Source organism: Desulfoluna sp. HI9BLuna (genome assembly GCF_056829775.1).
This window is the reverse complement of the sequence record NZ_CP186555.1, coordinates 1,275,185-1,300,376: the sequence shown is the minus strand read 5'-3', so window position 1 is coordinate 1,300,376 and position 25,192 is coordinate 1,275,185. Positions and strand designations below refer to the sequence as shown.

Sequence of the window (25,192 nt, the reverse complement as noted above, 5' to 3'; positions counted from 1 at the left end):
CTCCAACGCCCATGCCGTGGGCAGCGCCTCCGGGGATCTGCTGGGCATTTCCGAGAAGATGGCTTCCGGTGCGGAGGAGACGGCCCAGCAGGCCCATCGCATCACCACGGCCTCCGTGGGCACCATGGAGAGCATGGACACCATTGCAGGGGCCATGGAGGAGACCTCGGCCAGCATGGCCATGATCGCCGCGGCCACGGAGCAGATGACCGCAACCATCAATGAGATTGCCCATCACTCGGCTAAATCACGTGAGATCTCCGAAAAGGCGGTGGCCAATGCAGGAAGCGCGTCGGATAAAATGGGCCGCCTGGGTGAGGCCGCCGGAGAGATCGGGCACGTCACCGAAGCCATCACCGAGATCTCGGAGCAGACCAACCTGCTGGCCCTCAACGCCACCATTGAGGCGGCCCGGGCCGGGGACGCGGGCAAGGGGTTTGCGGTGGTGGCAGGGGAGATCAAGGACCTCTCCAGGCAGACCGAGGAAGCCACAGGGGAGATTCGCGGCAAGATCACAGGAATCCAGGAGGGGACCCGTGAGGCCCTTTCCGAGATCGGGGATATCTCAACAACCATCCACGAGGTAAACGACATCACCCTGACCATTGCCACGGCCATTGAGGAGCAGTCGGCGGCGACCCGGGATATTTCGGGTAACGTCACCGAGGCCACGGAGCGGTTCAGGCAGGTCAACGACAGCATGGCACAGGTCCTGGCCGTCGTTCGTGAGATCACCGCCGAGATCGGACAGGTGGACGGGTCCGTGGATGAAATGAGGCAAAACAGCAGCAAGGTCAACTCCAGCGCCGACGGTCTGGCCCATCTCTCCGAGACCCTCTCGGCGGTGGTGGAGCGCTTCAGGCTCTGAAGCCCGGGGGGAAAGAGCGCGAAGCCGCAAAGGCATTGCAGGGTGTGCGGCCGGGAACTGGCTGTCAGCGTTTTTTTAACATTTATGTTTGAAGATAATTTTAGTAAAAGATGACGATATCCGGGTCGGGTGTTGCGTTTGTATTAAGTACTGCAGACCGGGTTTGGGAGGCGTTCTTGATTAGGAAAAAAGATGGTAAGTCCGGGCGTGCCCCGGCTGCGGAGTGATGGGTGTGAGGTGACGGTGCAGGTTCTCGTTGTTGATTGCGGCTGTTCAAGGGACAATGATCTGATGAACGCGTTGGAGTGCTTCGGCGGTACGGCCGATTGTGTGACAACGGTGGAAGACGGGCTTAAAGCGGCGGCGACGTCCGAGGTGGAGCTGGTGCTTTTTGATGAAGTGGCGCCGGATGGCCACGGCGTGGATCCCGTGGCGGCCTTTCTGGATCTTCCGTCGGAGCCCGAGGTGATCGTCATCACGGAAAATGCCGACATGAAAAACGCTGAAGCAGCCCTTAAAAACGGCGCCTGGGACTACATGCAGAAGCCTTTTTCCAGCGATGAGCTGCTGCTGGTCATGGCCCGTGCTTCGGAGTATCGGCGGCGCAAGCTTCTGGCAAACAAAGAGGTGCGGTTCAACAGGGAAGGCATCGTGGGAAGTTCCCGCCCCATCCGAAAGGCCCTGGAGCTTGCGGCACAGGCCGCGGAGTGCGACGCCAATGTCCTGGTGACCGGGGAGTCCGGCACGGGCAAAGAGCTGTTTGTCCGGGCGATTCATGAAAACAGCTCCCGACGTGAGAAACCCTTTGTGGTGGTGGATTGTGCCACCATTGCCAAGCCCCTGGCCGAGAGCATGCTCTTCGGGCACGACAGGGGGGCCTTTACCGGGGCGGACGCCAGCCGCAAGGGGCTCATTCGCCATGCCGACGGGGGCACCCTCTTTCTGGACGAGGTGGGGGAGATGTCCCTGTCCGTGCAGAAAAAGTTCCTGCGATTCCTTCAGGAACATGAATTTCGCCCGGTGGGATCGGACACGGTCATCACCTCGTCGTTCAAGCTCATCTCTGCCACGAATCGGGACCTGGATCGCATGGTCAAGGAGGGCTCTTTCCGTGCGGACCTGATGTATCGCCTCAAGGGTGTCGACATCGAGGTGCCTCCGCTGAGGGATCGCCGGGACGATATCAAAGCCATCGCAGCCCGTTGCGCGGAAAGGTTCTGCCAGGAGAGGTCCCTGCCGGAGAAGCGGTTTTCCCCCTGTTTTGTGGACACCCTGTTGAGTTACGACTGGCCGGGCAATGTCCGTGAATTGCTGGTTGTCATGGACAAGGTCCTTGCCAGTGCCTGGAACTACGACCTGCTCTACGATTTTCACCTGCCTCCCTTTGTCCGCCTCTCCCGGGTGGGCCACGCCATGCGAGACCGCGGGAGCAGGGGTGATCTCCGGGACTTGCCCAGTTTTCGAAAGCACCAGGCCGACAGCACCAGGGCGTACCTGCAGCGGCTGGTTCGTACGGCGGGGGGAGACAAGGACCGGGCCTGCCGGATATCCGGGCTTTCCAAGTCCTATTTGTATAAACTGCTCAAACAGCATGGGGTTGGCATGGGTGACGAGAACCGGTGACCCTGCCAATGACCTGATATTGTAACCTTTCCTTTTGTGGGGGGATTTCGTTCTCTTATTTGAGAATGGTTCTTCCATAAAGGAATTTTTGTTTTTCCACGCCTGAACGCCGTTCAGGGTCTGTTTCATCCATGACTTAGCTTTCCCTCGCCTTGCCCGCTGGCCACCTTTCATTCTCCGATAAAACAATCCAGGCAGAAAAAAACGCTCCGGCTGTTCTATGGTTTGACCCATATTGTCTCTTTCGACAATACGTTAACGTATTTTTGTCTGAGGTGGCCCTGGTTTTGCTTAAGAAAAGGGCGCAGACATGGCGAGAAGGATCTGATGAGGCCAGCCGGTGGCTTGAAGGGGGTGCCGGCGGCCTTGAGTACAGGGTGAGACAGGAAGGCGGTCCATGGCTTTCTGACAGAAAACGGGAAAGGGGTTGGTTTACGGTGGCACCCGCGTATCCATGGTGGAATTGATAACGGCTGGGTTTGGAGATGTATGTGAAAGATAGTGATAAGATTGTTCTGGCTGTTGATGATGGGCAAACCGTGCAACAAGAAATTTTTCCGGGCGTCATTCGCCATGTGTCATCCGTAAAAGAGGGGCTTGAAGCCGCCAGTACGGGGTCCGAGGCCGACTTCATGGGGCTCGGCCAAGGGCTTCAGTCCGGTTACGAGTATGTGACGGTGCTGATGCGGGATGCGGTGGGGGTGGCTGAGCTCATCGGTGACGACAGCGGTGACCACTCCCTCAGGTCCGTCGGGGCCTCGGTGAACCAGTCCCTGGCCCTTCTCAAACGGTGCCGGGACAATGCCGTGTCCAAGTCCAATCCGGTGAAGGAGGTCCTGGGCTCCTTTGAACAGCTGGATGCGAGGCGGGGGGAGATTGACGGGGTGGCACGGTACCTCAGGGCCGTTGCATTGAATATTTTCATCGAGACCTCCCGGTCCGATATCTCCGACGAGAATTTTTCCGTCATCGCCGGAGAGATCAAGACCCTCTCCGAAGAGATGATCCGTGTCTCAAAGAGCATCCACGAACTCACCGTGGCCTCCAAAAACCGCTTCGAGGCCATGTTTACCGAAATCTCGGGCGGGATCGTCGAGATCACCGGTCTGGCCGACCTGGCCGAACACTCCGCTGGAAATTCCATTGAACAAATCGAAGAGCTCATGGGCTACTCTTTCGGCCTGGTGGAAGATGCCGAGCGCATGTCGCGGGGGATTTTCCGGGAGGTGGAAAAGATTGTGGTGGGGGTTCAGCTCCACGACTCCATGCGCCAGCGCATCGAACATGTCGTGTCGGGCCTGAGCGAAGTGGACAGGCTCTGCAACCCGGAAGCGGCCTGTCTGGAAGGCGGGCAGGGCCGCGCCGACGATGTGGCCACCGCCCATGCCCTCATCGGCCTGCAACGCGCACAGATCGAGCAGCTCATCGCCGATGTGGATGCCGTGTACGGCCAGACCCGGGTGGCCATGGAGGGGATCGTCGGGGACATCACCCAGTTGACCCGATACCTCACCAACATGGGGGATCCGGCCGCAGCCCGGGAGACCTCCAGGGACGCGTCGGAGGACCCCTTCGGCATGCTCTCCTCGGACCTCTCGAACATCCGGAGCCTGGAAAGGCGGGGCGCGGACCTTGAGAGCCGGTTGGGGGAGATCTACCAGAAGGCCTTTGAGGCGGTCTCCACCCTCTCGTCGTTCACCGACGATTTGCACAACATCAGTCGGGAATCCCACAACAAGGCCCTCAACACCATCATCGCCGCCAACCACCTGGGCACCGAGGGGCGCTCCCTGTCGGTGCTGGCCAAGGAGATGAAATCCCTCTCAAACCAGGCTGAGGAGTCCATCGGCGCCGTGGAGACGGTTATCTCGTCGGTTGTGGACACCATCCAGGGTGTGGAGCTGGAGACGCTTTTCAACACAGGGGAAGATGATCCTTCCTCGGAGGCGGGGCGTCCCCTGGACAGCATCGTCTCCATGACCCTGAGTCTGTATGAGCAGATCAAGGAGCGCACCGCGGGCCTGCTTGAGGTCTCCACAAAGCTGATCACCACCTTTGCCAGGGCAAGGGAGGCATTGACCTTCCTGCCCAGCCTCGTGGAGATGCTGACCCGTCAGAAGGACCAGCTGGATGAAGCCAGGGGGCTGCTGGCCCCCTGGGTGGAGGAGACGGCCACGGTCCGTATCCCGGAGCACTGCCTGGTGGACCGATACACCATGGAGACCGAGCGCAGCGTTCACATGGCCTGCATGGCCGGGGACACAGGCGCTGCCACGGCAGCTTCGGACGGGGGTGGCTCCTTCGGCTCCCAAGGGGCGGAATCGGGGGACGATGATGACTTCGGTGACAATATCGAGCTGTTCTGATTCATGGAAGGAGGGCAGATGCACCACGAGGTGACGATGACGGGTACGGTTGCGGCCGTGACCCTTGAAGGCAGCGTAACAATCGCCCACGCGGCAGAGCTCAAAGAGCTTCTTGTGGATGTGGTTTCAGAGGCAACCGAGGTGGTTGTCCATATGGAAAATATATCGCAACTGGACCTTTCGGGTATCCAGCTGTTCTGTGCGGCGTGCCGGTCGGCGGAAGACGGGGGGACCAGGCTGCAGCAGGAACGGACGGACAGCGAGGTGATTCGCGAGGCCCTTGTGGAGGCGGGGTTCTACCGCCGGGGAATCTGCGCCGAGCAACGGTGCGAGACATGTTTTTGGAAAGGAGACGTATCATAATGGCTCAGACGATTCTTACAGTGGACGATTCGGCAAGTGTTCGCCAGATGGTTGGCTTTACCTTGAAAAACGCGGGCTACGAGGTGGTGGAGGCCGCCGACGGCCGGGAGGGCGTGGCCAAGCTGTCAACGTCAAAGATCGACATGATCATCACCGACCTCAACATGCCCGGCATGGACGGCATCGAGCTGATTCGAAAGGCCCGCGCCATGGCACCGTACAAATTCATCCCCATCATCCTGTTGACCACCGAATCCCAGGACGAAAAAAAGAAAGAGGGGAAAAAGGCCGGGGCCACGGGGTGGATCATCAAGCCCTTCAAGCCCGAGCAGCTTCTTGGCGTGGTGAAAAAAGTGCTGAGGTAACCAAGGCTCATCAGGAGTTGCGTCATGGATGTACAAGAAGAAGCCTATAAAACGGAAGCCTATGAGCTGCTTGCCGAACTCGAAGCCTCGTTGCTGGAGCTTGAGGAATACCCCGAAGACATGGAGCTCATCGGGCGCGTGTTCCGGGCCATGCACACCATCAAGGGGTCTGGGGCGATGTTCGGGTTTGATGCCATCGCCGCCTTTACCCACAACGTGGAGACCGTTTTCGACCTGGTGCGGGAGGGCAAGGTGTGTGTCACCAAGGAACTCATCAACCTCACCCTTTCGGCAGGGGACCACATCCGGGACCTTCTGGAGTCGGAGGAGGAGGGGGATGCTCTCCGGGAAGAGGAGATCATCCGTGCCTTCAGGGAACTGATCCCGGAGCCTGAGAGTTCCGTGGAGGCGGCCCCTGCGGAGGATGAGGAAAGGCCGGTTCCTTCCGGGGTCCTGACCTCCTACCGTATCCGGTTTCGCCCGGATCCCGGGATCTTTGCCGGGGGCACCAACCCCGTTCACCTCATCGACGAATTGCGGGAGCTCGGAGAGTGCAGTGTGGTGGCCCACACCGACAAGATTCCCACCTTATCGGAGATGGACCCGGAGTCCTGCTACGTCTTCTGGGACATTGTCCTCACCACGGACCAGGCCGAGAATGCCATCCGGGACGTCTTCATCTTTGTGGAGGACGAGTGCGATCTTGTCATCGGGCGCATTGATGAGGACGACGCCGAGGACAGGATCGGCGAGATCCTCCTCAAGCGGGGGGACCTCTCCGAAGAGGACCTGGACAAGGCCCTCAAACGGCAGAACCTGCTGGGGGAGATCCTGGTGGCGGAGAAGGTCACCAGCCAGGCGGCGGTGAGTTCCGCCCTCATGGAGCAGGATGCGGCAAGGAAACAGATCTCCAGGCGAAAGGAGGAGGCCCTTGCCACCAGCATCCGGGTGTCGGCGGACAAGCTCGACGACCTGGTGGACCTGGTGGGAGAGCTTGTTATCGCCCAGGCCCGCCTCAGCCAGAAAGCCATTGCCGCCAACGACGTGGACCTGGTCTCCATTGCCGAAGAGATCGAGATGCTCACCGGCAGCCTCCGGGACAACGCCATGGGCATGCGCATGCTGCAGATCGGGACCACGTTTTCAACGTTCCGGCGCCTGGTACGGGATCTTTCGGCCGAGCTGGACAAAAAGATCGAGCTCACCACCTCCGGTGAGGAGACCGAGCTGGACAAGACGGTCATCGGGCACCTCAAGGATCCCCTGGTGCATATCCTTCGCAACAGCATCGACCACGGCATCGAGTTGCCAGACGAGCGCGAAGGGGCGGGGAAGAAGCCCTTCGGCACCATTCACCTTGCGGCGGAGCACTCCGGCGGCAACGTGCTGATCCGCATTTCCGACGACGGGCGGGGCCTCGATCCCGAGGCGATCCGTCAAAAAGCCCTGGAAAAGGGGCTGATCCTGCCGGACGCCGACCTGACGGACAAGGAGGTCAACAACCTGATTTTTGCCCCGGGGTTTTCCACGGCCAGTCAGGTCTCGGACATCTCCGGCCGCGGGGTGGGCATGGACGTGGTGAAAAAGAGCATCGAGCAGTTGCGGGGCACCATCGATGTGGACAGCACTCCCGGCGTCGGCACCACCATCACCCTGAAACTCCCCCTGACCCTTGCTATTATCGAAGGGTTGCTGGTGACCCTGGGAGAGGGCTTTTTTATCTTTCCCCTCACCGCTGTGGAGGAGTGCGTGGAGCTGCCCCCGGATGAGGCGACCCGGGAAACCCGCTTTTTAAGCATTCGCGGCGAGCTGGTGCCCTATATCCGGCTCCGGGAAGAGTACGCCGTGGATGCTGCCAAGCCCGACCTGGAGCAGGTGGTGGTCATGGAAGCCGGCGGCCAGCGGGTCGGGGTGGTGGTGGATTCCGTGGTGGGCAGCCAGCAGGCTGTCATCAAAAAAATGGGGAGCGCGTTTAAAAACGCCCCGGACATCTCCGGGGCCACCATTCTCGGCAACGGCTCGGTGGCCTTGATCGTGGATGTCAACAAGTTGTTGGATTCAAAGCTGTGAATCGGATTTTCTTAAGATAAAGGAGTTCCAGATGCTTAAAATAAAAAACATCAGGCTGAAGCCCAAGCTGATCGGGTTGTTTTTACTCATCGGCATTGTTCCCATGGCCATCGGCGGGTGGTGGGCCGGACACCTGGCAAGCGAGGCCCTCACCGAAGAGGCCTTTAACAAGCTGGAGGCGGTGCGCGTCATTCGGGAAAGGCAGGTGACAAAGCTGTTTGACGGCCGCAAGGCCGATATCAGCGGCCTGGTGGAGTCCGTGGACGTCCTGAAGCAAAACGCCTTTGCAAAACTCAACGCGGTGCAGGCCCTCAAGGCCGGGGAGATGGAGACCTTCATCAACACCCTGGAAAATGAGATGGCCGCCCTGTCGGCGAGCGAGGATGTTAAGGGGTTTTACACGGCCCTCTCCGCTTACCGCGACGCTGCCAAGGCAGGCCCGGCCCAGCCCTTTCCCGTGAACACCGAGGCGTACCGAGCCCTGGTGAGCACCCGCGGCGGGTTTCTTACCGAGTATCTCAAGCGGTCGGGTTACGATGATCTGCTCCTCTTAAGTGCCGATCACGGGCAGGTGATGTTCACCTGCGCCCAGGGCCCGGACCTGGGCACGAACCTGGTGAGCGGGCCCCAGAACCGGGAGGGGCTGGCACGACTCTGGGCCCGCGTGGTGGAGACCAAGGGCGTGGTCATGGAGGATTTTTCCGCCTACACCCCGGACCAGGGCCGACAGGTTGCTTTTGTGGGTGCACCGGTCCGAAATGAGTCGGGTTCGGTGGTGGCGGTAGTGGCCCTGAGGCTCTCGGAAGGGCCCCTGAACGCCATCGTGCACAGCCGTCACGGCATGGGAAAAAGCGGAACCACCTATCTTTTGGGACGCCAGGGGGGCAAAACCCTGGCCCGAAGTGCCATCATGGCCGGCGGCGAGACCCTCTACGGCATGGGCCACGACTTTACCAGCCAGGTCACCGACTACATGGGCAAAGCCCTGGGTGGCGAAACCGGTTCCGGGGTCTACACCGACTCCACGGGAAAACTGACCATGGTGAGCTACAAGCCCCTTGATATCCAGGGGCTCAACTGGGCCATGATCTCCAAGGAGGACCTGGAAGAGGCCATCGCCCCCAGGCTCACCGGCCAGGTTGAGGACTACTACACCGGGTACCTCAAGAAGTTCGGGTACCAGGACCTCTACCTGATCCACCCCGAGGGCAACGTGTTCTATTCGGTGCAGAGACGGGCCGACTACGATTCCAACATGGTCTCCGGGAAATACGCGGGCTCCGGCCTCGGCAAGCTCGTGCGTCGGGTCATTAAAAACAAGGCCCTTCACATCGCCGATTTTGAGCCTTACGAGCCCAGCAACAACGAACCCTGCTCCTTTATCGCCCAGCCTGTCATCAACCACAACGGCGACGTGGAACTCATCGTGGCCCTTCAGCTCTCGGTGAGCGCCATCAACGCCATCATGAACGAGCGCACGGGCATGGGGGAGACCGGTGAGGTCTTTCTGGTGGGGAGCGACCATTTGATGCGCTCGGATTCCCTCATCGACCCCGAAAATTATTCCGTTGCCGCCTCCTTTGCCAATCCGTCTAAAGGCAGTGTGGATACCCCTTCCGTCAAGCGCGCTTTAAACGGAGAGGAAGGCCGGATGCTGCGCAAAGATTATCGGGGCAAGTGGGTCCTCTGCAGCTTTGCCCCCGTTGATATCGACGGCATGGTCTGGGCCATTGAGGCCGAGGTGGAAAAAGCAGAGGTGGTGGCCCCCATCAACAAACTGCTGCTCTCCATCCTGATCATGGGGGTTGTCATGGCCGCCATCGTGGCCGTCATTGCCCTGGTGGTTGCAAGCGGCATCGTGACGCCGGTGCTCAAAGGCGTGGCCGTTGCCAAGGCCGTTGCCAAAGGGGATCTGGACGTTACTTCGGACGTGGATCAGAAAGACGAGGTGGGCGCCCTGTCCGATGCCCTGAACCTCATGGTCTCAAACCTCAAGGCCACGGCCAACCTGGCCGAGCGGATCTCCCAGGGGGACCTGACCGTGGATGTGGCTGTCCAGTCGGACAAAGACATCCTGGGCCGGGCCCTTACCCACATGGTAGACAACCTGAGTTCCACGGTCACCGACGTCAAGACCGGGGCGGACAACGTCGCCTCCGGCAGCGTGGCCCTGAGCTCTGCCTCCGAGGAGCTCTCCCAGGGGGCCACAGAGCAGGCAGCCGCCGCCGAAGAGGCCTCCAGCTCCATGGAGCAGATGGCATCGAACATCCGCCAGAACGCCGAGAACGCCCAGCAGACCGAACGCCTGGCCATCCAGGCCGCAGGGGACGCGGAAAAAGGCGGGGTGGCCGTTGGCAAGACGGTCTCGGCCATGAAAGAGATCGCCGAGAAGATCTCCATTATTGAGGAGATCGCCCGCCAGACCAACATGCTGGCCCTGAACGCGGCCATCGAGGCGGCCCGGGCCGGGGAGCACGGCAAGGGATTTGCCGTGGTGGCCGATGCCGTGCGAAAGCTTGCCGAGAGGAGCCAGTCTGCAGCGGCCGAGATCGGGGAACTCTCCTCCTCCAGCGTGGAGGTGGCTGAGCGGGCCGGGGAGATGCTGGATCGCATTGTCCCGGATATCCGCAAAACCGCCGAGCTGGTTCAGGAGATCAGCGCCGCCTCCAACGAGCAGAACACCGGGGCCGAGCAGATCAACCAGGCCATCCTGCAGCTGGATCAGGTAATTCAGGAGAACGCCTCGGCGTCCGAAGAGATGTCGGCCACCGCCGAAGAGCTGTCTGCCCAGGCCGAGCAGCTTCAGGAGGCCATCGACTTCTTTACGGTGAAGCAGGTGGGTGAATCCGGTAAAACCAGAAAGCCCAACAAGCCTGCGGGCATCAAGATACCCTCCAAGGCGGCCGAGAAAGTGGCTGCAGCTCCGGCCCCCCGCAAAGCGGAGCCTGCCGTTACCGGGGTGAACCTGGACCTTGGGAGCGGCTCCGACGGGGACGCCCTGGACGACGAGTTCGAGAAGTACTAACTCGGGCATGGATCAACACCACCGTTTGACGATGCGGGTCGCCTATTCCGGTGCCGCGCCGGGCGCGACGCACCGGAAAGGCCCTGCTCCCCGAAAGCCCAGGGGGCAGGCCCGCACCGTGAAACGGGTTGACGAGAGATATGAAGATTATGACCATCGAAGGGATCACAGAGACAGGCCGCTTCCTGGCGTTCATGCTCCACGGGGAGGTGTATGCCCTGGACATCATGCAGGTCCGGGAGGTGCTGGACTACACGGAGATCACCACCGTGCCCAGGATGCCGGACTTTATGCGGGGCGTCATCAACCTGCGGGGCGGTGTGGTGCCCGTTGTGGACCTGCGGCTCAAGTTCGGCATGCCGGCAACGGAAAAGGGCGTCAACACCTGCATTGTCATCATGGAAACCGACATCGACGGGGATCGGGCCCTCATCGGCGCCCTGGCCGATTCGGTGCGGGAGGTCCTGGACCTGGAGCCGGATCAGATCGAGCCGGCCCCGCGCATCGGCACGCGCCTGAAGACCGAATTTATCAAGGGCATGGGCAAGAAAAACGAGGAGTTTATCATCATCCTCGACATTGACAGGGTCTTTTCCGCCGACGAACTCTCCGGGGTTCAGGAGACCGGCCTTGCGGCCGAAGCCTAAAGGACCTGACGCCCATGAACCTCACCAGAGACCATCTCCCGGGGACCGACCGGGGAGAGGAGCCGCCCATGGCCTCTAAACGTCGCAGGGCCTCGTTTCATCCCCATCTTTCCACGCGGGATTTCAGGGTTCTTGCACGCTTTATCCACGGGCGGTTCGGCATCAAGGTGCCGGATGTGAAAAAAGGGATGATCGAGGCGCGCCTCTGCAAGCGTTTGAGCCGCCTGGATATGGGGTCCTACGCCCAGTACTGCGACTACCTGTTCAGCCCCGAGGGCATGGAAAAGGAGCTCTCGCACTTCATCGATGAGGTGACGACGAACAAAACCGATTTCTTCAGGGAGGCGAATCACTTCACCTGCCTGGTGGATGAGGTCCTGCCCGGCATCATGGGCTCGCGCCGGGTGGGGGCGGGGCATAAGCTGAAGGTCTGGAGCTGCGCCTGCTCCCGGGGGGACGAGCCCTATACCCTGGCCATGGTACTGAGCGAGTTTGCCCGGAGCAACCCGGGGTTTGACTTCTCCATCCTGGCCACGGACATCTCCACCCGCGTGTTGGAGGTGGCTCGCAGGGGCGTTTACGACGCCTCGGAGATCGCCCCCGTGCCCCTGGCCCTGAGGAAAAAGTACCTGTTGAAGAGCAAGGACCCCCGGCGTCACCAGGTGAGGATCGTGCCCGGGTTGAGGAAAAAAGTGATGTTCCGGCAGCTCAACCTCATGGACTCGGAGTACCGGCTTGACCGGGCCATGGATATCATCTTCTGCCGCAACGTCACCATTTACTTTGACACGGAGACCACACAGCAGCTGATGCTGAGACTCTGTGACCGGCTTGCCCCGGGGGGGCACCTGTTCATGGGGCATTCGGAGTTCCTGGATTGCAAGATGCTGCCCCTGGTCCCGGTGGCGCCCACCGTATATAAAAAAGTGAGAACGCATGAAAAAGAAGGTACGGGTTCTGGTTGTTGATGACTCCGCCCTGGTGCGTCAAACCCTGTGCGAAATCCTCGAAACCGATGAGGATATCGAGGTGATGGCCACGGCCTCGGATCCCTATGACGCCGCCCGAAAGATGAGGGCGGCGGTGCCCGACGTCATTACCCTGGATGTGGAGATGCCGAAGATGGACGGCCTCACCTTTCTGGAAAAACTGATGGCCCAGCACCCCATCCCCGTGGTGTTGTGCTCCAGCCTGGCGGCGGAGCAGTCGGCCACGGCCCTGAAAGCCCTGGAACTCGGGGCTGTTGAGATCATCCGAAAACCCACCCTGGGCACCAAGGCCTTTCTTTCGGAGGCGCGCATCCAGATCTGTGACGTGGTGAAGTCCGCGGCCCTTGCCCATGTGAAAAAGGCCCCGACCCTGCGGTCGGTGGAGCCGAAGCTCAGCGCGGACGCCGTCTTGTGCAAGTCCACGCGGGCCATGCTGGAGACCACGGAAAAGGTGGTGGCCATCGGGGCTTCCACAGGGGGCACCGAGGCGCTGCGGGTGTTTTTAGAGCAGCTGCCCCTCGATGCACCGGGCATGGTCATCGTCCAGCACATGCCCGAGCACTTCACCAAGGCCTTTTCCAAGCGCCTGGACACCCTGTGCCGGGTGTCGGTGAAGGAGGCCGAGAACAAGGACCCCGTGATGCGGGGGCGGGTTCTCATCGCTCCGGGCAACATGCATCTTTTGTTGAAGCGAAGCGGAGCCCGATACCACGTGGAGCTGAAAGAAGGGCCCCTGGTGTCCCGCCACCGGCCGTCGGTGGACGTGCTCTTTCGCTCGGCGGCACGGTATGCAGGGAAGAACGCCGTGGGGGTCCTGATGACCGGCATGGGGGATGACGGGGCCAAGGGCCTGCTGGAGATGAAGCAGGCAGGTGCCGTGACCATCGCCCAGGACAAGGCCTCCTGCGTGGTCTTCGGCATGCCCAATGAGGCCATCAAGCTGGGGGGCGTGGACCGGGTCGTTCCCCTGGAGCAGATCTCCGGGGTGGTCCTGGCATGCTGCGCCGAGACCCATCATGCGTGAAAAGGCCGTCATGCCATGCGGCACGGGGGCTGTGAAGCGGGTGACCCTCTCCATCGGGGAGTACTACGCCAGCTGGGAGCCAGCCGTGATCTCTACCCTGCTGGGGTCCTGCGTTTCGGTGTGCCTCTTCGACCCCGTGTCCCGGGTGGGGGGCATGAACCACATCCTGTTGCCCGGACGGGCCGACCTGACGCGGTTCAACCTGTCGGCACGCTACGGGATCAACGCCATGGAGCTTCTCATCAACGCGGTCATGACCCGGGGTGGGCAGCGCACCAACCTCCGGGCCAAGGTTTTTGGCGGGGCCAGCGTCATCCCCGGCCTCATTGAAGCCCAGGCAGTGGGTAAAAAGCTCTCGGAGTTTGTCCTCACCTTTCTGGCAAACGAAGGCATCCCGGTGGTCAATCGGGACCTGGGGGGCGTCTACGTCAGAAACCTTATCTTCCATACCCGCACCGGGGACGCCTTTCTCAAGAAGAGCCGCTCCATGAAGTCGGCCCAGCTCCTGTGGGAAGAGCGGAAAAAGGCCGAACAGATTCGGGCCTCGGTGAAGGAGCCCACCCGGGTGACTTTGTTCTAACCCGGATGTTTCATGGGAAAACAAACACCCAAAAATGAAAACCATAATAGACAATGGGCACGTAGCGATAACGTATTCTGCTACTTCGAAGCTTGGGATCCAGCCCGCACAAACCATCAGCTTTCGAGGTGGCTCACCTCTCCGCCGGAGGCTCCCCATTACCAATGAGGCTGGTTGCCTACCCGGGGGTTCATGACGTCCAGGGTTTCGGTGACCACCACAAAGGCCTTGGGGTCCACTTCCCGGATGATGTCCTTGACCCGGCCCAGGTCCCGCAGGGTAATCACCGCATAGAGAATTTTTTCGTCCCGGTGCGAATAGGCCCCTTCCCCGTGGATGATAGTCAGGCCCCGCCTGAACTCTTTGAGCATCCGTGCCGAGAGTCCCTCCCATTTTTCCGAGATAATCAGCACGATTTTCCGGTGGCTCATCCCCATGAAGACAACGTTGAGGACCTTGGCGTTCACGTAGAGAAAGACGATGGTGTAGACGATGATGTCCAGGGTGGAGAGGACATAGGAGAGGGTCACCACCAGGATGTTCAGGGCAAGGGTGGTGTTGCCGAGGCGGACGGAGAACCGTTTCAGGAGGAGCACCGACAGGATGTCCGTCCCCCCCGAGGAGCCGTAGGACTTCAGGATAATGCCGAGGCCCGTACCCGAGAGGATTCCCGCCATGAGGGCGTCGAGCATCTTGTCGTGCAGGGGGATGGGGACGCTGATGAAGTGAACGCACAGGGAGAAGATGGTAAGCCCCAGGAGGCTGTACAGGAAAAACCGTCGCCCCACGTATTTCCAGGCCACGGCAAACAGGGGGACGTTGAACATCAGGTAGAAGAGGATAAAGGGGATTTCGGGGAACTGGTAGTGCAGAAGCAGGCCCAGGCCCGTGATGCCGCCTGAGGGGAAGTGGTTGGGGATGAGGATTCCGTTGATGGAGAGGGCCGAAAGGCAGCTTCCCAGGGTGAGGAGACACACATTTCTGGCAACGTCTTTTCCGGTGGTTATCCAGGCTCGGTCAGTCATGGTTCGGTGGTTCCATTTCATACTCGGGGGCAACGAAGGGGGCTCTGAACAGGGTCGTTACCCGGCCCTTTTCAAGGGGGGAGCAACGGAAGATGGGCTGGTATATACAGACGGTTTCGGGCAATGGAAAGGGGAAAGAGGGTTGTTGCCGCAACGGTGTTCGGGAGTGTTATGTAACCATCGGGATTTAAATCTGTTTTGCGAACGGATGAAGAGCCTTTTTTTTCTTTGAAGGGAGGCGTTTTGCCTTGAAAAAGGGGAAGGCGTTTTCTTTTTTTGCGTGTGTGCCTATAATCAGCTCTCGCAGGATTTGTCCTTGAGGCTTACACCCCTTGATGCAGGAGAGACCTTTTATGTTTGAGATCACCCCGGACGCACAGGACTACATTGTCAAAAAGGGCCGTGAGGTCACGGTCTGGATGGAGACCCACCACGCTTCGGGGGGCTGATGCGCCATGCGGCAGGTCACCACCCGCACCCCGGCGGTCCGTCGGGGAACCCCATTGCATACTGAGTCGTATACCACCACCCGTGTCTCCGGGATTACTGTCTGGCATCCCGAGGGTATGGAGCCCGAGGATCGCGTCATTACCATCTCCCTTGAAAAGAAGTGGATTTTCAGGGAGCTTGTGGTGAGGGGCGTGGGGGCGGTGGTGATAAGTTAAGGGCTAAAGGCTAAGGGCTAAGGGTGAAGGGCGAAAGGGCCAATGCATTTAAAAATGCAGTTGCCTCCGGCGGGTCGCTTTTTGAAAAAAGCTCCGCAAAAACTTTCCGGTAATCAAAGCCTGTTTGTCAAACTTTTCAAAAATTTGGCCCCCGGCAGGGCCGCCGGAGGCTTTTTACGTTGTGTCGGAGGGGGGCCGGCATGGGCTATTTTTTTCGCGCCACCACGAAAATTCGGGTGCTTTTTTCCATGACGGGCGGAGTCGATGTTGCTTCTTTGATGATGGGCATGGCGCAGCGTTTTCCCATCTCCCTTATCAGCTGGTCCTTTGATTTCAAAATGCCGTCACAGACAGCCAGTTGCCTTTCCTTCCAACCTTTGGTCTCTTTATAAACTTCAACCTCAAATCCTGAATCAGCAAGCTCACCTTTGTGATCGCTTGGCGTAAAAGGGATATTTCCGTCCCAAGACGTAAAAACAAGGCGTGCACCTGGTTTCAGGATACGTGCAATTTCGACGAATGCTTTGTTTCTATCCGGTGCAAGCCACAATGCATCCACTGAGATCGCACCGTCGCAACTCTCTGTTTCCAAACCGGTATCCTCAAAGGTGCCGGTTTTAAACTCGGCTCTGCCGTCCAATCCGAATTCTTGGATCCGTCGAGTTGCAGAGGTAATCGCCTCTTCGGATATATCGATACCTGTCAGACTTGCCTTCGTTTTACGTGCGACCCACATGCCCGAACCGCCACGGCCACAGGCCAGATCGACAAAGCAATCGCCCTCTTTAAGCTTGGAAAAGTCAGCCATATTGTTCAAGTCGGTCAACGTGACATAACTGAAATTATCGGTATCTTCCGGGAACTCATCACCAAAGGCGTCTTTTACAATGCTCATAAATTGGCTGCTTTTATTCTGCCCCTGGTAAATCGTATTGTACGCTTCTTTAAACTGCTATTTTCCATACGATAAAAAGCTGATCAACGACATCATTACCTGCTTTAATCCGTGTTGAATTGTATTCACTTGACCTCCTTGCATGACAGACCGGAAAAATCGTTTCATGACGCTCTCACTGCGACATGTCAGCGTACCTCCGGCTGGCCCCCGTAGGCAGGGTTAAAGGGTGTGGTTGCCACTGATGACGGCATGGTTCTACTCTGCCGCCTTTTAGCCCGGATATTTCATGATAAAACGATAAAAAACAGGTGAATAATGTACGATTGCAGGTTTTTATCTGAAAAAAAATTAGGTATTTGGAAAATGCAAAATGTCATTCATCGTTTTCTGATCGCTTTTCTCTCCATTTGGCTATTGCTGTGGGTGTGTTTTGGCTTGTGGGCCCGTAAGCTCCGAGACCAGGATTCCGTTTTTGCCGATCTGATGCTTGGTGGCGGTGTCAAAGCCCCGGAAGGTTTCTACGGTGCCCGTCTTTAGGGAGACCTTCCAGACTTTGGAAAAATCTCGGTGAAACGCCAGAAACACCTCGGCGGCACCGGGATCGAAGACCATGGAGCAGCTGGTGGGGTATACTGGGTTTCGGTTGTAGGCCTGCTCCAGGGCGGACAGGCCGTGGTCCACATCAAAGTGGCTGCTGTTTTTTTCCAGGTAGGCACAGAGGACTTTGTAGCGATCGTCCCCGCACCCCCGGGCCTCCTGGTAGGACTTTCCCTTCATGCCGTGGCTTGCGAAGTTGGCCATGACCAGATAGGGGCCGGTCATGGGGGTAAGGAGATTTTTTTCGGTGTCTGTCTCCACCACAAGGGCGGCCCCGGTTTTGTCCGCAAACAGGGTGTGGCAGGTGACGTCCGGGATCTGGGTCAGGTGAACTTTGGCGCACACCGCATCGAGTTCATTTACGGTGCTTATTCGGCCCACCATGGTGTTGAGGAGATAAAGGGGCATGTCGCCTTCCCGGGGCGGGGGAAGGGTGCGAACCTGGGGGTGGAGCTCCTGGCAGGCGTAGAAGAGGCCGTTGCTGTTCATGCCGCCAGTGGTTACAAAGATGGGCTCTCCCTGGATGACTCTCTCAAAGGCAAGGTGAAAGGTGCGCAGGTTCCCGTTGTCCTCCAACAGGAGTTTCATGGGGAATCGGGCGTAGTCGAAGTTCATGCCGAAGATAGGGCGGGGGCCGCCGACGGCAAAGCTGGTGCAGGCCAGGGCTGTCCCTGAAGCGCACGAAAGGGCAAGGCCGGTAATGGTGATAAGAAGGGAACGGGTAAGACGTTTCATGGGGTCTCCTTGTGATGCGGTGGCTGTTAAAAAAAGTGATGGGCTCCTGTTTGTCTGGGGCGTGGGGAGTGCCCTGTAAACGGTATTTTCTTGAACCTGTCGCACCGGTGATGGTTTAATGGGATCGGTGAGTGCGAAGGATGGCTGTTTGTCCGGGCTTCTGCTTACTGTGGTCTGCGCGTTCGGGTCAAAATTAATATCTGCAATTCAATTATGATAGTATTAAGGTGAGGTGTAATGACTTGTCAAGATTATTTTCGCACTTAAATGTGGCTTTTTGTGTGTTTGGTCGCACCAATGGGCGGTGATGCGGCTTGGTCGGTGTGACCGGATGAAGGTGTGGGGCGGGCGGGAGGTGGTGTGGAACGGGGCTAATCGGTATCGCGGGTGGCGGCTTGAAACAGGGCTTCCAGGCGGCTCTCTCTGGAGAGCAGGGCCTCGATCTCTTTGTAGTAGGGGGGCTTTGTGTCGCCGGGGGTAACAGCGGACAGGAGAGGGTGGTTCTCCTGTGAGACGCCCTGATGGTTCTTTGAGGCCACGGCGTCCTGTTCCATGGCGCAGAGCTCGGTGACCATGGCGGCGATGTGCTCTGTATAGGGGGCCAGGTGGGGGGCCTGTGCGGAAAAGGCCTTGAGGCTGCTTTTGATCTGACCGGTGAGGAGGGTCAGGGTGTCCAGGGCCTCTTTGCGCCGCTCCATGGCATCTTCAAGGACAGCGCCGAAGAGAAAGGGGGCCAGGTCCACGAGGTGTCCCTGAGTGGCCCCGGCCTCATCGGAGAGGGTCTTGATGAGGGTCTGGGACAGGGAGGAGATGCTGTAGGAAATTTTGCGTTTTTTAGCATCTTCGCTGGATTTGAGCATGTCGGCCAGCTTTTCCGACAGGTGGGGCAGACCCCGTTTGTTGGAGAGGACGGCGTCGGTGAAATCCGAGCTGGGTTGTCTGCGCGCTGTTTTTTTTGCGTTGTCTTCCATGGGGGCAACCCTCCGTGTGTGCCGTGTGGTGGGGAGCCCTGTAGGGTGTTGTCAAGGCTCCCCGGGTGTCTGCAAAGGTCGCAACGGACCGTCCCGGGCTGGTTAAGCAATAAACCAGGCCCCCCTGTTTTGCAAACGGATTTTCGAAGGGCTTTTTCCTGGCGACACTCCCGGTCAAAAAGGGGGGAGGGCACCTCTCCGGATCGTTTATGGGAAAACGGCTAATCGTGAACACGTATGATGTCACCCTGGCTATGGGGCACTCGCTCTGTGAATTGCCCGGGCTAAGCTGTCAGGGTTTTTTCCAGGGGGCGCAGGATTGCCTCCAGGGTTTGGCAGACCCGTTTGGCCTCCTCTTCGTCTCCGGCGCAGCCGATCCAGCACTCCCAGGCTTCGTCGTCATCTTTCCAGGACGTCCCGTCGGGCTTGGTCCCCGGGGTGCCGTTGGTGTCGTAAATCCGTTGAAAGAGCATGGCCTTTTTGAGGAAAGCCTCTTCGGTGTCCTCGCCGCCCCGGTTGCGGTAATCGGGGTAGAGGGTGTCGGCCACGCGGAGGTAGAGGCCGCGTTTGAAGTCTTGGACAAGGCGGGGCAGCGCCGCATAAATCCAGGGGGCATTGCGGCGCGCCAGCTCGCTGCGCAGGTGGTCCTTGTTTTCGGTAAGGCCGGCTTTGAGCTTGCGGGAAAGCGCCTCCATGTCCGGGGACCCGTTGTCCCCTGCAGGGACGTACCCGGTACGCCAGGTGGTGAACTCATCGGTGATGCCCTGGCGGAGGGCGTTGTCCGTGATTTTCTCTTCAATGGCTTCCGGGGACAGGGCGAGGTCGCCCGGCAGGTCCATGAGGATCTCGGTGACGGCCCAGGGGTATGTTCGGCCGGTGGTGGGGTCCACGGCCTTCTTTTCGGTAAGGTAAAGGACCTGGAGTGCGACCCGAAGGTCCTCGGCGACAACGGCGCGCATGCCCCAGGCCCGGGTCACCGGGGGGCGCTGGGGGAACATGCCGCGGGCGTTGAGATCGAAAACGCAAGGGGTTCGGTAAGGGGGCTGGTAAAGCACGAAGAATCCCCGGGGTGTGTGCATGATGAGCTCCTTATGGCTGTGATTGTATCTGTTCAGCTCCAACAAACAGCCTCCGGCGGCCCTGCCGGGGGCCAAACATTTAGAACGTTTGACAAACAGGTCTTATGAACGATGTGGACCGGCCGAAAGTTTCCACATAACGGACATTCAGCCGGAACGTTTTTGCGGCGTTTTTTCAAAAAGCGATCCGCCGGAGTTATTCCGGTTAAAGTCAAGCGAATCCCAAAGTTCTTCATCGTGTTTTTAGAAGGAGTGAAATGGGCCTCTCCTGCAAAGACGGTTGCCAGATGTCGCACATCCCGCGAATGCCCCGATAACGTTGCATAATGGCTGCCTTCATGCATTCGCCATAGGGTTTCCAGGTGCCCCCACCTGGCCGCCGGAGGCCTGCTTTATGCATTCACTTTAACCATAGAGTGCAACTGAACAGTTCTTCCGATTTTTTACTTCCGGGCATGGTGCACCCAGGGCACCATGCCCGAGTCTTTACGCCGTTACTCCAGGCGGCATTCCCAGTCGTAGGGGATGATGTCGTTGTCCGTGGGGCTTAAGCGGCGTTCATCCACGTTGTCCGGGTCGTAGTAGACCGAGGGCATGCCGATGACCAGGGATATGCCGCTGCCGATGTTCTTGGTGCCGTGGAAGATTCCCGGGGGGATAAAGACGGCCCGGGGGTTGCGCTCTCCCATGAAGATTTCGTTGAGCACCCCGTAAGTGGGGGAGGCTTCCCGGTAGTCGTACAGCACGAGCTTGATCATGCCGGTGACGCAGACCAGGTGGTCCTCCTGCACGGAGTGGAGGTGCCAGCCCTTGACCATGCCGGGGTGGGAATACGAGGCGATGGCCTGCTTGATTTCCCCGGCGTTCATGGACTCATCGTTAAAGCGCATGATCTCCATGAGGTATCCCCTCTCATCGGAAAAGACATCCAACGATTTGATGACGACTCCCTCGATGAGGGACTCGCCGTAAAAACCAGGGAGGGTCTGGATCCTGGGGCGGTCCATTTCATCGTATTCGTTCATGCTCAGAACCTGGGCCATGGTGTCTCCTTTTTTGTCAATGGTCAGTTATAAGTCGTCAGCTCAAAAAAAGCTGCCTCCGGTGGCCAGGTGTGCCACCTTGAAAGCTGGTTGCGATGAAACTGAGTCTGTTTTATTGCCGCTACCCTGCTGTGCTGACCGGGTCCACGCCCGACGGGAACATGGCGGAAAAGGGCTCGAAGCCCTTTGTTTCCCGGATGGTGCAGAAGTGCATCCCTTGTTTGCTGCCCGTCATCATCAGGGGCGCTGCGGCCATGGGGTCCAGGTGAAGGGTGTCGTCCAGGACCCCGTCGGCCACCTCCAGGTGCAGCACCTTGCCCATGACAAGGCTGTATCTCTCCTCCTTGAACTCCTTTTCCAGGCGGCACTCCATCCAGGCGTAGCATCCCTTGATGCCAGGAGCTTTAATGGTTTGGGAGGGCTTTTCCGAAAGATTCGCCACGTCGAATTCATCGATTTCAGGGGCGCTCATCCGCGCTGTGGGGATCACCTTGTCTTCGAGGTCGGCGCCGGGCAGATTGATGACGAATTCTCCGGTGTCCCGGATGTTTTTCAGGGTGTCGCGGTTTTCGGCCGAGGCAAAGCAGATGAGGTCCAGGGGCCTCAAGACCGGCATGATGCAGGAGTAGGGGGCGATGTTCCTCACCCCGTCTGCGCTTACGGTGGAGATGAAACTCACGGGAAGGGGCATGATGCCTTCCCGCATGAACGGTTTTAAGATCATGGGGCCTCCTTACCACTCGGTGTCTTTGCCGAGGATGACGGCCAGGGGGTTGGCCCCCAGGCGGGTGAGACGGTCAAAATCCGCCTGGGAGGTGAGTTCCACGGTTTTGTGCACCGAGAGGAAATCTTCGGGGGCGTGGGGATTCTGGAAGACGTAGCGGTTGTAGCAGGCGTGTAGCCAGAGATCTTTGTGCCAGTCGAGCTCGTCCGGTGAAAGCCCGAGGCTTTCCACAAAGGCGTCGGTCTGCCATTGATAGCGCAGAACCGTGGCATCGCCTTTCTGGGTGGCTTTGTTGAAGCGGATGATGATGCCGCCGATGTTTTCCCAGGTGCCCTCTTCGGTCTGCCAAGGACGCCTGCTCGGGTAGGCCATGGAGAGGTAGCGCCTCTTTCCCGGGGTGAGGTTGAGGGCGTGGGTGATGTAGTCGTCCTGGCACCAGGTGGGAATGCCCATGTAGGTGTAGGACTCACCGTCTCGCAAGGGGCGCTGGTCCAGGATGAACCCTGCGGTGAAGTAGCCGGAGGCCACACCGCAGCAGAAGTGATCGTGGAAGAGGGCGGCCTGCACCAGGGACTCGGGGATGCCGTCGTAAAAGGCGTTGGCCAGGGTGGCCACGGCAAAGGCCCGGGAGCCCAGGATCCTGGTGAAGGGCTCAAAGGAGGTGCCCACGCCCACCCACAGGTTAAACACCTCCGAGGCCTCAAGCTGGTCCCCGGTGGCGGTGATGGAGACCGCAGCGAGCTCCTCCGGCCCTTTTTGATGCACGAAGACCATGAACAGCGGGGCATCGCGCCGGGCGTGGACGCTCAAGAGGTTTCCCTTGCCCCTGCCCATGGCGCTCAGGCGGGTCACCGTGTCCAGGATCTCTCCCGTGGGCTCGCCCTGGTGGTCCACGTATCCCGCGTTGGTCACCAGAGCCAGCCCCTCGTCGGCCGGGGAGGCGGCCAAGGTGGTCATGGCCAGCATCAGGGCCCGCTGCCCCAGGGTGGGCTGGTGCCCCCCCATGGCATGGGCCGACAGGGCGCTCAGGCCCGTTGCAACACACCAGACAAGCATTGCGATACACCATTTTTTCATGTTTTCTCTCCTTTAGGCATGCGTTGATTACAAATAACGATTCATCTCAACATGGTCTCCGGCGGGTCGCTTTTTGAAAAAAGCTCCGCAAAAACTTTCCAGTAGCATCCCTCCTGTCGCCCAGCCTCAATGGGCTGAAGGATAGTAGGAATTTATGGGTTTTGGTTTTTCTGTCGGGCGAAGCCCGAGCCGAAGGCCCTTGCGCTTTGGCCCGAGGAACGAAGGACAAAGCGCAAGGGCAATATGCTTTCGAGGTGGCTCACCTCGCCGCCGGAGGCAGGTTTTTTCCGGCGAATAGCTTTAAAACACCGCGCTCAGCCCCACGGTGTAGGTGGCGTCGGGCATGGGGTAGCCGGCCTCTTCTTCGTACTCTTCGTCAAAGAGGTTGTCTGCCGAGGCCAGGAGGCGCCAGGTGGTGATTTTGTTGTGGAAGAGCCTTATGGAGGCATTGAGCCCCACCACGGTGTAGGCGTCCAGGGTTTCAGGGGTGGTTCCTGTGAGGTGGTCCCGCTCCCCCACGTGACGGACGGTTACGCCTGCGGTGAAGCGGTCGTCAAGGCGGTAGTCGAGGCCTGCGTTGGCCATGATTTCCGGAAAATCCGGGATCTGGCCTTCCAGGCGATTTTCCCTGTCCCAGGGATCGCCTTTTGTGTCGCCTTCCTGCCAGGTGAGGTTGCCCCAGGCAAAGAGGTTAAAGGGCAGGGGGGCGGACAGGGCGAGTTCCGCGCCCTGGATGGTGACCTCTTCGATGTTGTAGATGACGGTGCCCGTGCCCGGGACCATGGTGGAGGCGATGTAGTCGTCGATGTCGTAGTAGTAACCCCGGATCTCGGCAGTGATGGCGTGGGCGATCTCCTGGGTGAAGCCCAGTTCCGCCTGCCTGGCCTCTTCCACGGCAAGCTCGGTGTTGAAAAAGCCGGTGCTGCGGTTGAGGTACCACCAGAAGTACTCCGGCGAGGTGGGGTAGCGATGGGCGATGCCCAGGCGGCAGGAGAGCTCGCCGCCTTTCCAGGGCCGGAAGGAGAGGGCGGCCCGGGGGGCCAGGTTGGACTCCGAGAGGTCCGTTGGGGTGGCTGCGGCGGGAAACCCGAAGGCTTCCGGGGCGATGGCATCGGCCTTGAACCACTCTTGGCGCAGACCCGCCTCAAGGGTCCAGCGTGGTGAGATGCGCCAGGTGTCCTGGAGGTAGAGGGCATGGGTGTCGATGACCTCTTCCTGGCCCTTGAAACCCTCTTTGATGAAGGCGAAATAGGGGGAGTGGATGGAGCCGTTGAAATAGCTGGTGTCGATCTCGGTGACCGTCTGGTCTCCCCAGCCAAGGCTCCGGGTTTCGCCCCCGGTCTCGATGGTGTGGTTGCCGAAGGTGAGCTCTCCTTCGGCCTGGAGGGACCAGTTGCCCGGTTCGGCTTCGGTCTCCCGTTTGTAGATTACTTTGGAGGGGTCGGTGGCATCCACGTAGGTCTCTTCCCGGTCCTGGCTCCAGATGAGGTAGTCCAGGCGAAGGTGGCCGCGCTGGATCTCTTTTTCCACCCAGGCGGTGACGCGGGTGTTTTCATCCTCGGCAAAGCTGCCGTCTCCCCAGGTCTGGGCGCCGTTGATGAGCCTGCTGGAGATGGAGGGGCCGCCCAGCTCCCGCTCGTCTGCGTCGGGCTCTCCCCCGTCGTAGGTGGGACTGTCCGGTCGGTTGTAAACGGGCATCCCGGTTTCGTATTTGCTCCAGCAGACACCGGCCCCCGCGCTGAGGCCCATGGGCAGGTTGACGGAGAGGTCCAGCTCCCCGTGGTTGCGGTCCACGGTGTTGTTTCTCAGGAACCCGTCGGTTTCGTAGTGGCCCCCTGAGACGAACCAGCTTCCGTAGTTGTTGCGCCCCATGTGGGTGAGGACCTCTTCATGGGTGGCATGGCTGCCGTAGAGTCCGCGGACTTCGGTCTCCAGGCCCTCCTCCGGGGATCGGGTGGATATATCCATCACGCCCCCCAGGGTGTTGCCATACTTGGCGGGGACGGCGCCTTTGTATACCTGGACGCTCTCCACGCTGTTGGGGTTGAGGGTGCTCCAGTCCACCGGGCCGTTGCCGTAGGAGCCGTCGCGATGGATGGGAACGCCGTTTTTCAGGATGCGAAGCCGGGTCTCGTCAAATCCGCGCATGCGGAGTTGGCCGCTTTCGTTGCCCGAGACAGCCGTGCGCCGTAGCTGGAGGCCGGGGATCCGGATGAGGTCCTCCAGGACGGTGTCGGACACGCTGGGTTTCTCCATCTCTTCTCTGGTGACGATCTCGGGCTTGGCGGTGGCGGGCCGGGGGGCCTGAACCGTCACGTCCTCCAGGGCCAGGGGGGCGGAATCGTTCAGGCCGTCGGCCCATGCCATGCACGGGACCACCAAAAGGGCCAGGCACAAGCTTGTCAAACCGATCTGTGTTGCGTGTTTCAAGGGATTACAAAGCCTCCGTGTTGGGTGA

Annotated in this window: 21 protein-coding genes; 12 read left to right on the top strand and 9 right to left on the bottom strand. The window is 59.6% G+C overall.

The features are described 5' to 3' along the window. Nucleotides 1-16: 16 nt before the first annotated feature. The 11 genes from ACOYW0_RS05135 to ACOYW0_RS05085 all read left to right on the top strand — a co-directional run bounded on the left by ACOYW0_RS05135 (nt 17) and on the right by ACOYW0_RS05085 (nt 13,920). Nucleotides 17-868, top strand: coding sequence for a methyl-accepting chemotaxis protein (locus ACOYW0_RS05135; protein WP_482417481.1), 852 nt, complete (start codon nt 17-19; stop codon nt 866-868). 291 nt (nt 869-1,159) lie between these two features. After that, nucleotides 1,160-2,491 (top strand): sigma-54-dependent transcriptional regulator, encoded by a 1,332-nt coding sequence (locus ACOYW0_RS05130; protein WP_482417480.1) that lies wholly within the window; start codon nt 1,160-1,162, stop codon nt 2,489-2,491. A gap of 539 nt (nt 2,492-3,030) precedes the next feature. Beyond that, entirely contained in the window at nt 3,031-4,857 is a 1,827-nt protein-coding gene (locus ACOYW0_RS05125; protein WP_482417479.1) for a hypothetical protein, read from the top strand. 18 nt (nt 4,858-4,875) lie between these two features. Next, nucleotides 4,876-5,220 carry an STAS domain-containing protein gene (locus ACOYW0_RS05120; protein ID WP_482417478.1) on the top strand — a complete coding sequence of 115 codons (345 nt, stop codon included), beginning with the start codon at nt 4,876-4,878 and terminating at the stop codon, nt 5,218-5,220. Further along, nucleotides 5,220-5,585, top strand: a complete 366-nt coding sequence (locus ACOYW0_RS05115; protein WP_482417477.1) for a response regulator — start codon at nt 5,220-5,222, stop codon at nt 5,583-5,585. Before ACOYW0_RS05120 ends, ACOYW0_RS05115 begins: the two co-directional genes overlap by 1 nt. Nucleotides 5,586-5,609: 24 nt before the next feature. Beyond that, the gene (locus ACOYW0_RS05110) at nt 5,610-7,655 is read left to right on the top strand and encodes a chemotaxis protein CheA (protein WP_482417476.1); all 2,046 of its coding nucleotides are present in this window, start codon (nt 5,610-5,612) and stop codon (nt 7,653-7,655) included. Between the two features lie 31 nt (nt 7,656-7,686). Further along, nucleotides 7,687-10,680, top strand: coding sequence for a methyl-accepting chemotaxis protein (locus ACOYW0_RS05105; RefSeq protein ID WP_482417475.1), 2,994 nt, complete (start codon nt 7,687-7,689; stop codon nt 10,678-10,680). A 140-nt stretch (nt 10,681-10,820) separates the two neighbouring features. Then, complete coding sequence (locus ACOYW0_RS05100) at nt 10,821-11,327, top strand: chemotaxis protein CheW (RefSeq protein ID WP_482417474.1); 507 nt, start codon at nt 10,821-10,823, stop codon at nt 11,325-11,327. Between the two features lie 68 nt (nt 11,328-11,395). Then, nucleotides 11,396-12,295, top strand: a complete 900-nt coding sequence (locus ACOYW0_RS05095) for a CheR family methyltransferase (RefSeq protein WP_482417473.1) — start codon at nt 11,396-11,398, stop codon at nt 12,293-12,295. Continuing rightward, a complete protein-coding gene (locus tag ACOYW0_RS05090) occupies nt 12,264-13,340 on the top strand; it encodes a protein-glutamate methylesterase/protein-glutamine glutaminase (RefSeq protein ID WP_482417472.1) in 1,077 nt (358 codons plus the stop codon). Before ACOYW0_RS05095 ends, ACOYW0_RS05090 begins: the two co-directional genes overlap by 32 nt. Next, the gene (locus ACOYW0_RS05085) at nt 13,333-13,920 is read left to right on the top strand and encodes a chemotaxis protein CheD (protein WP_482417471.1); all 588 of its coding nucleotides are present in this window, start codon (nt 13,333-13,335) and stop codon (nt 13,918-13,920) included. The genes ACOYW0_RS05090 and ACOYW0_RS05085 overlap by 8 nt, the downstream gene beginning before the upstream one ends. Before the next feature lie 158 nt (nt 13,921-14,078). On the opposite strand, the gene ACOYW0_RS05080 is transcribed toward ACOYW0_RS05085, so the two are convergent. Next, nucleotides 14,079-14,945, bottom strand: a complete 867-nt coding sequence (locus tag ACOYW0_RS05080; protein ID WP_482417470.1) for a YitT family protein — start codon at nt 14,943-14,945, stop codon at nt 14,079-14,081. Between the two features lie 353 nt (nt 14,946-15,298). Between ACOYW0_RS05080 and ACOYW0_RS05075 the strand changes: the two genes are divergently transcribed. Next, entirely contained in the window at nt 15,299-15,610 is a 312-nt protein-coding gene (locus ACOYW0_RS05075) for a CC/Se motif family (seleno)protein (protein ID WP_482417469.1), read from the top strand. Between the two features lie 205 nt (nt 15,611-15,815). On the opposite strand, the gene ACOYW0_RS05070 is transcribed toward ACOYW0_RS05075, so the two are convergent. The 8 genes from ACOYW0_RS05070 to ACOYW0_RS05035 form a co-directional block, all read right to left on the bottom strand. Continuing rightward, on the bottom strand, nt 15,816-16,505 hold the full coding sequence (locus tag ACOYW0_RS05070; RefSeq protein WP_482417468.1) for a class I SAM-dependent methyltransferase: 690 nt from the start codon (nt 16,503-16,505) through the stop codon (nt 15,816-15,818). Between the two features lie 414 nt (nt 16,506-16,919). After that, nucleotides 16,920-17,840: a C45 family peptidase gene (locus ACOYW0_RS05065; protein WP_482417467.1), complete on the bottom strand. Its 921-nt coding sequence runs from the start codon at nt 17,838-17,840 to the stop codon at nt 16,920-16,922. Between the two features lie 371 nt (nt 17,841-18,211). Continuing rightward, entirely contained in the window at nt 18,212-18,811 is a 600-nt protein-coding gene (locus ACOYW0_RS05060) for a hypothetical protein (RefSeq protein ID WP_482417466.1), read from the bottom strand. Nucleotides 18,812-19,095: 284 nt separating this feature from the next. Next, entirely contained in the window at nt 19,096-19,890 is a 795-nt protein-coding gene (locus tag ACOYW0_RS05055) for a hypothetical protein (RefSeq protein ID WP_482417465.1), read from the bottom strand. A gap of 494 nt (nt 19,891-20,384) precedes the next feature. Beyond that, on the bottom strand, nt 20,385-20,933 hold the full coding sequence (locus tag ACOYW0_RS05050; RefSeq protein ID WP_180140356.1) for a dTDP-4-dehydrorhamnose 3,5-epimerase family protein: 549 nt from the start codon (nt 20,931-20,933) through the stop codon (nt 20,385-20,387). A gap of 121 nt (nt 20,934-21,054) precedes the next feature. Further along, a complete protein-coding gene (locus ACOYW0_RS05045; protein ID WP_482417464.1) occupies nt 21,055-21,657 on the bottom strand; it encodes a flavin reductase family protein in 603 nt (200 codons plus the stop codon). A 9-nt stretch (nt 21,658-21,666) separates the two neighbouring features. Further along, nucleotides 21,667-22,734: an FmdE family protein gene (locus ACOYW0_RS05040; protein ID WP_482417463.1), complete on the bottom strand. Its 1,068-nt coding sequence runs from the start codon at nt 22,732-22,734 to the stop codon at nt 21,667-21,669. 300 nt (nt 22,735-23,034) lie between these two features. After that, complete coding sequence (locus ACOYW0_RS05035; protein ID WP_482417462.1) at nt 23,035-25,101, bottom strand: TonB-dependent receptor; 2,067 nt, start codon at nt 25,099-25,101, stop codon at nt 23,035-23,037. Nucleotides 25,102-25,192 lie beyond the last annotated feature (91 nt).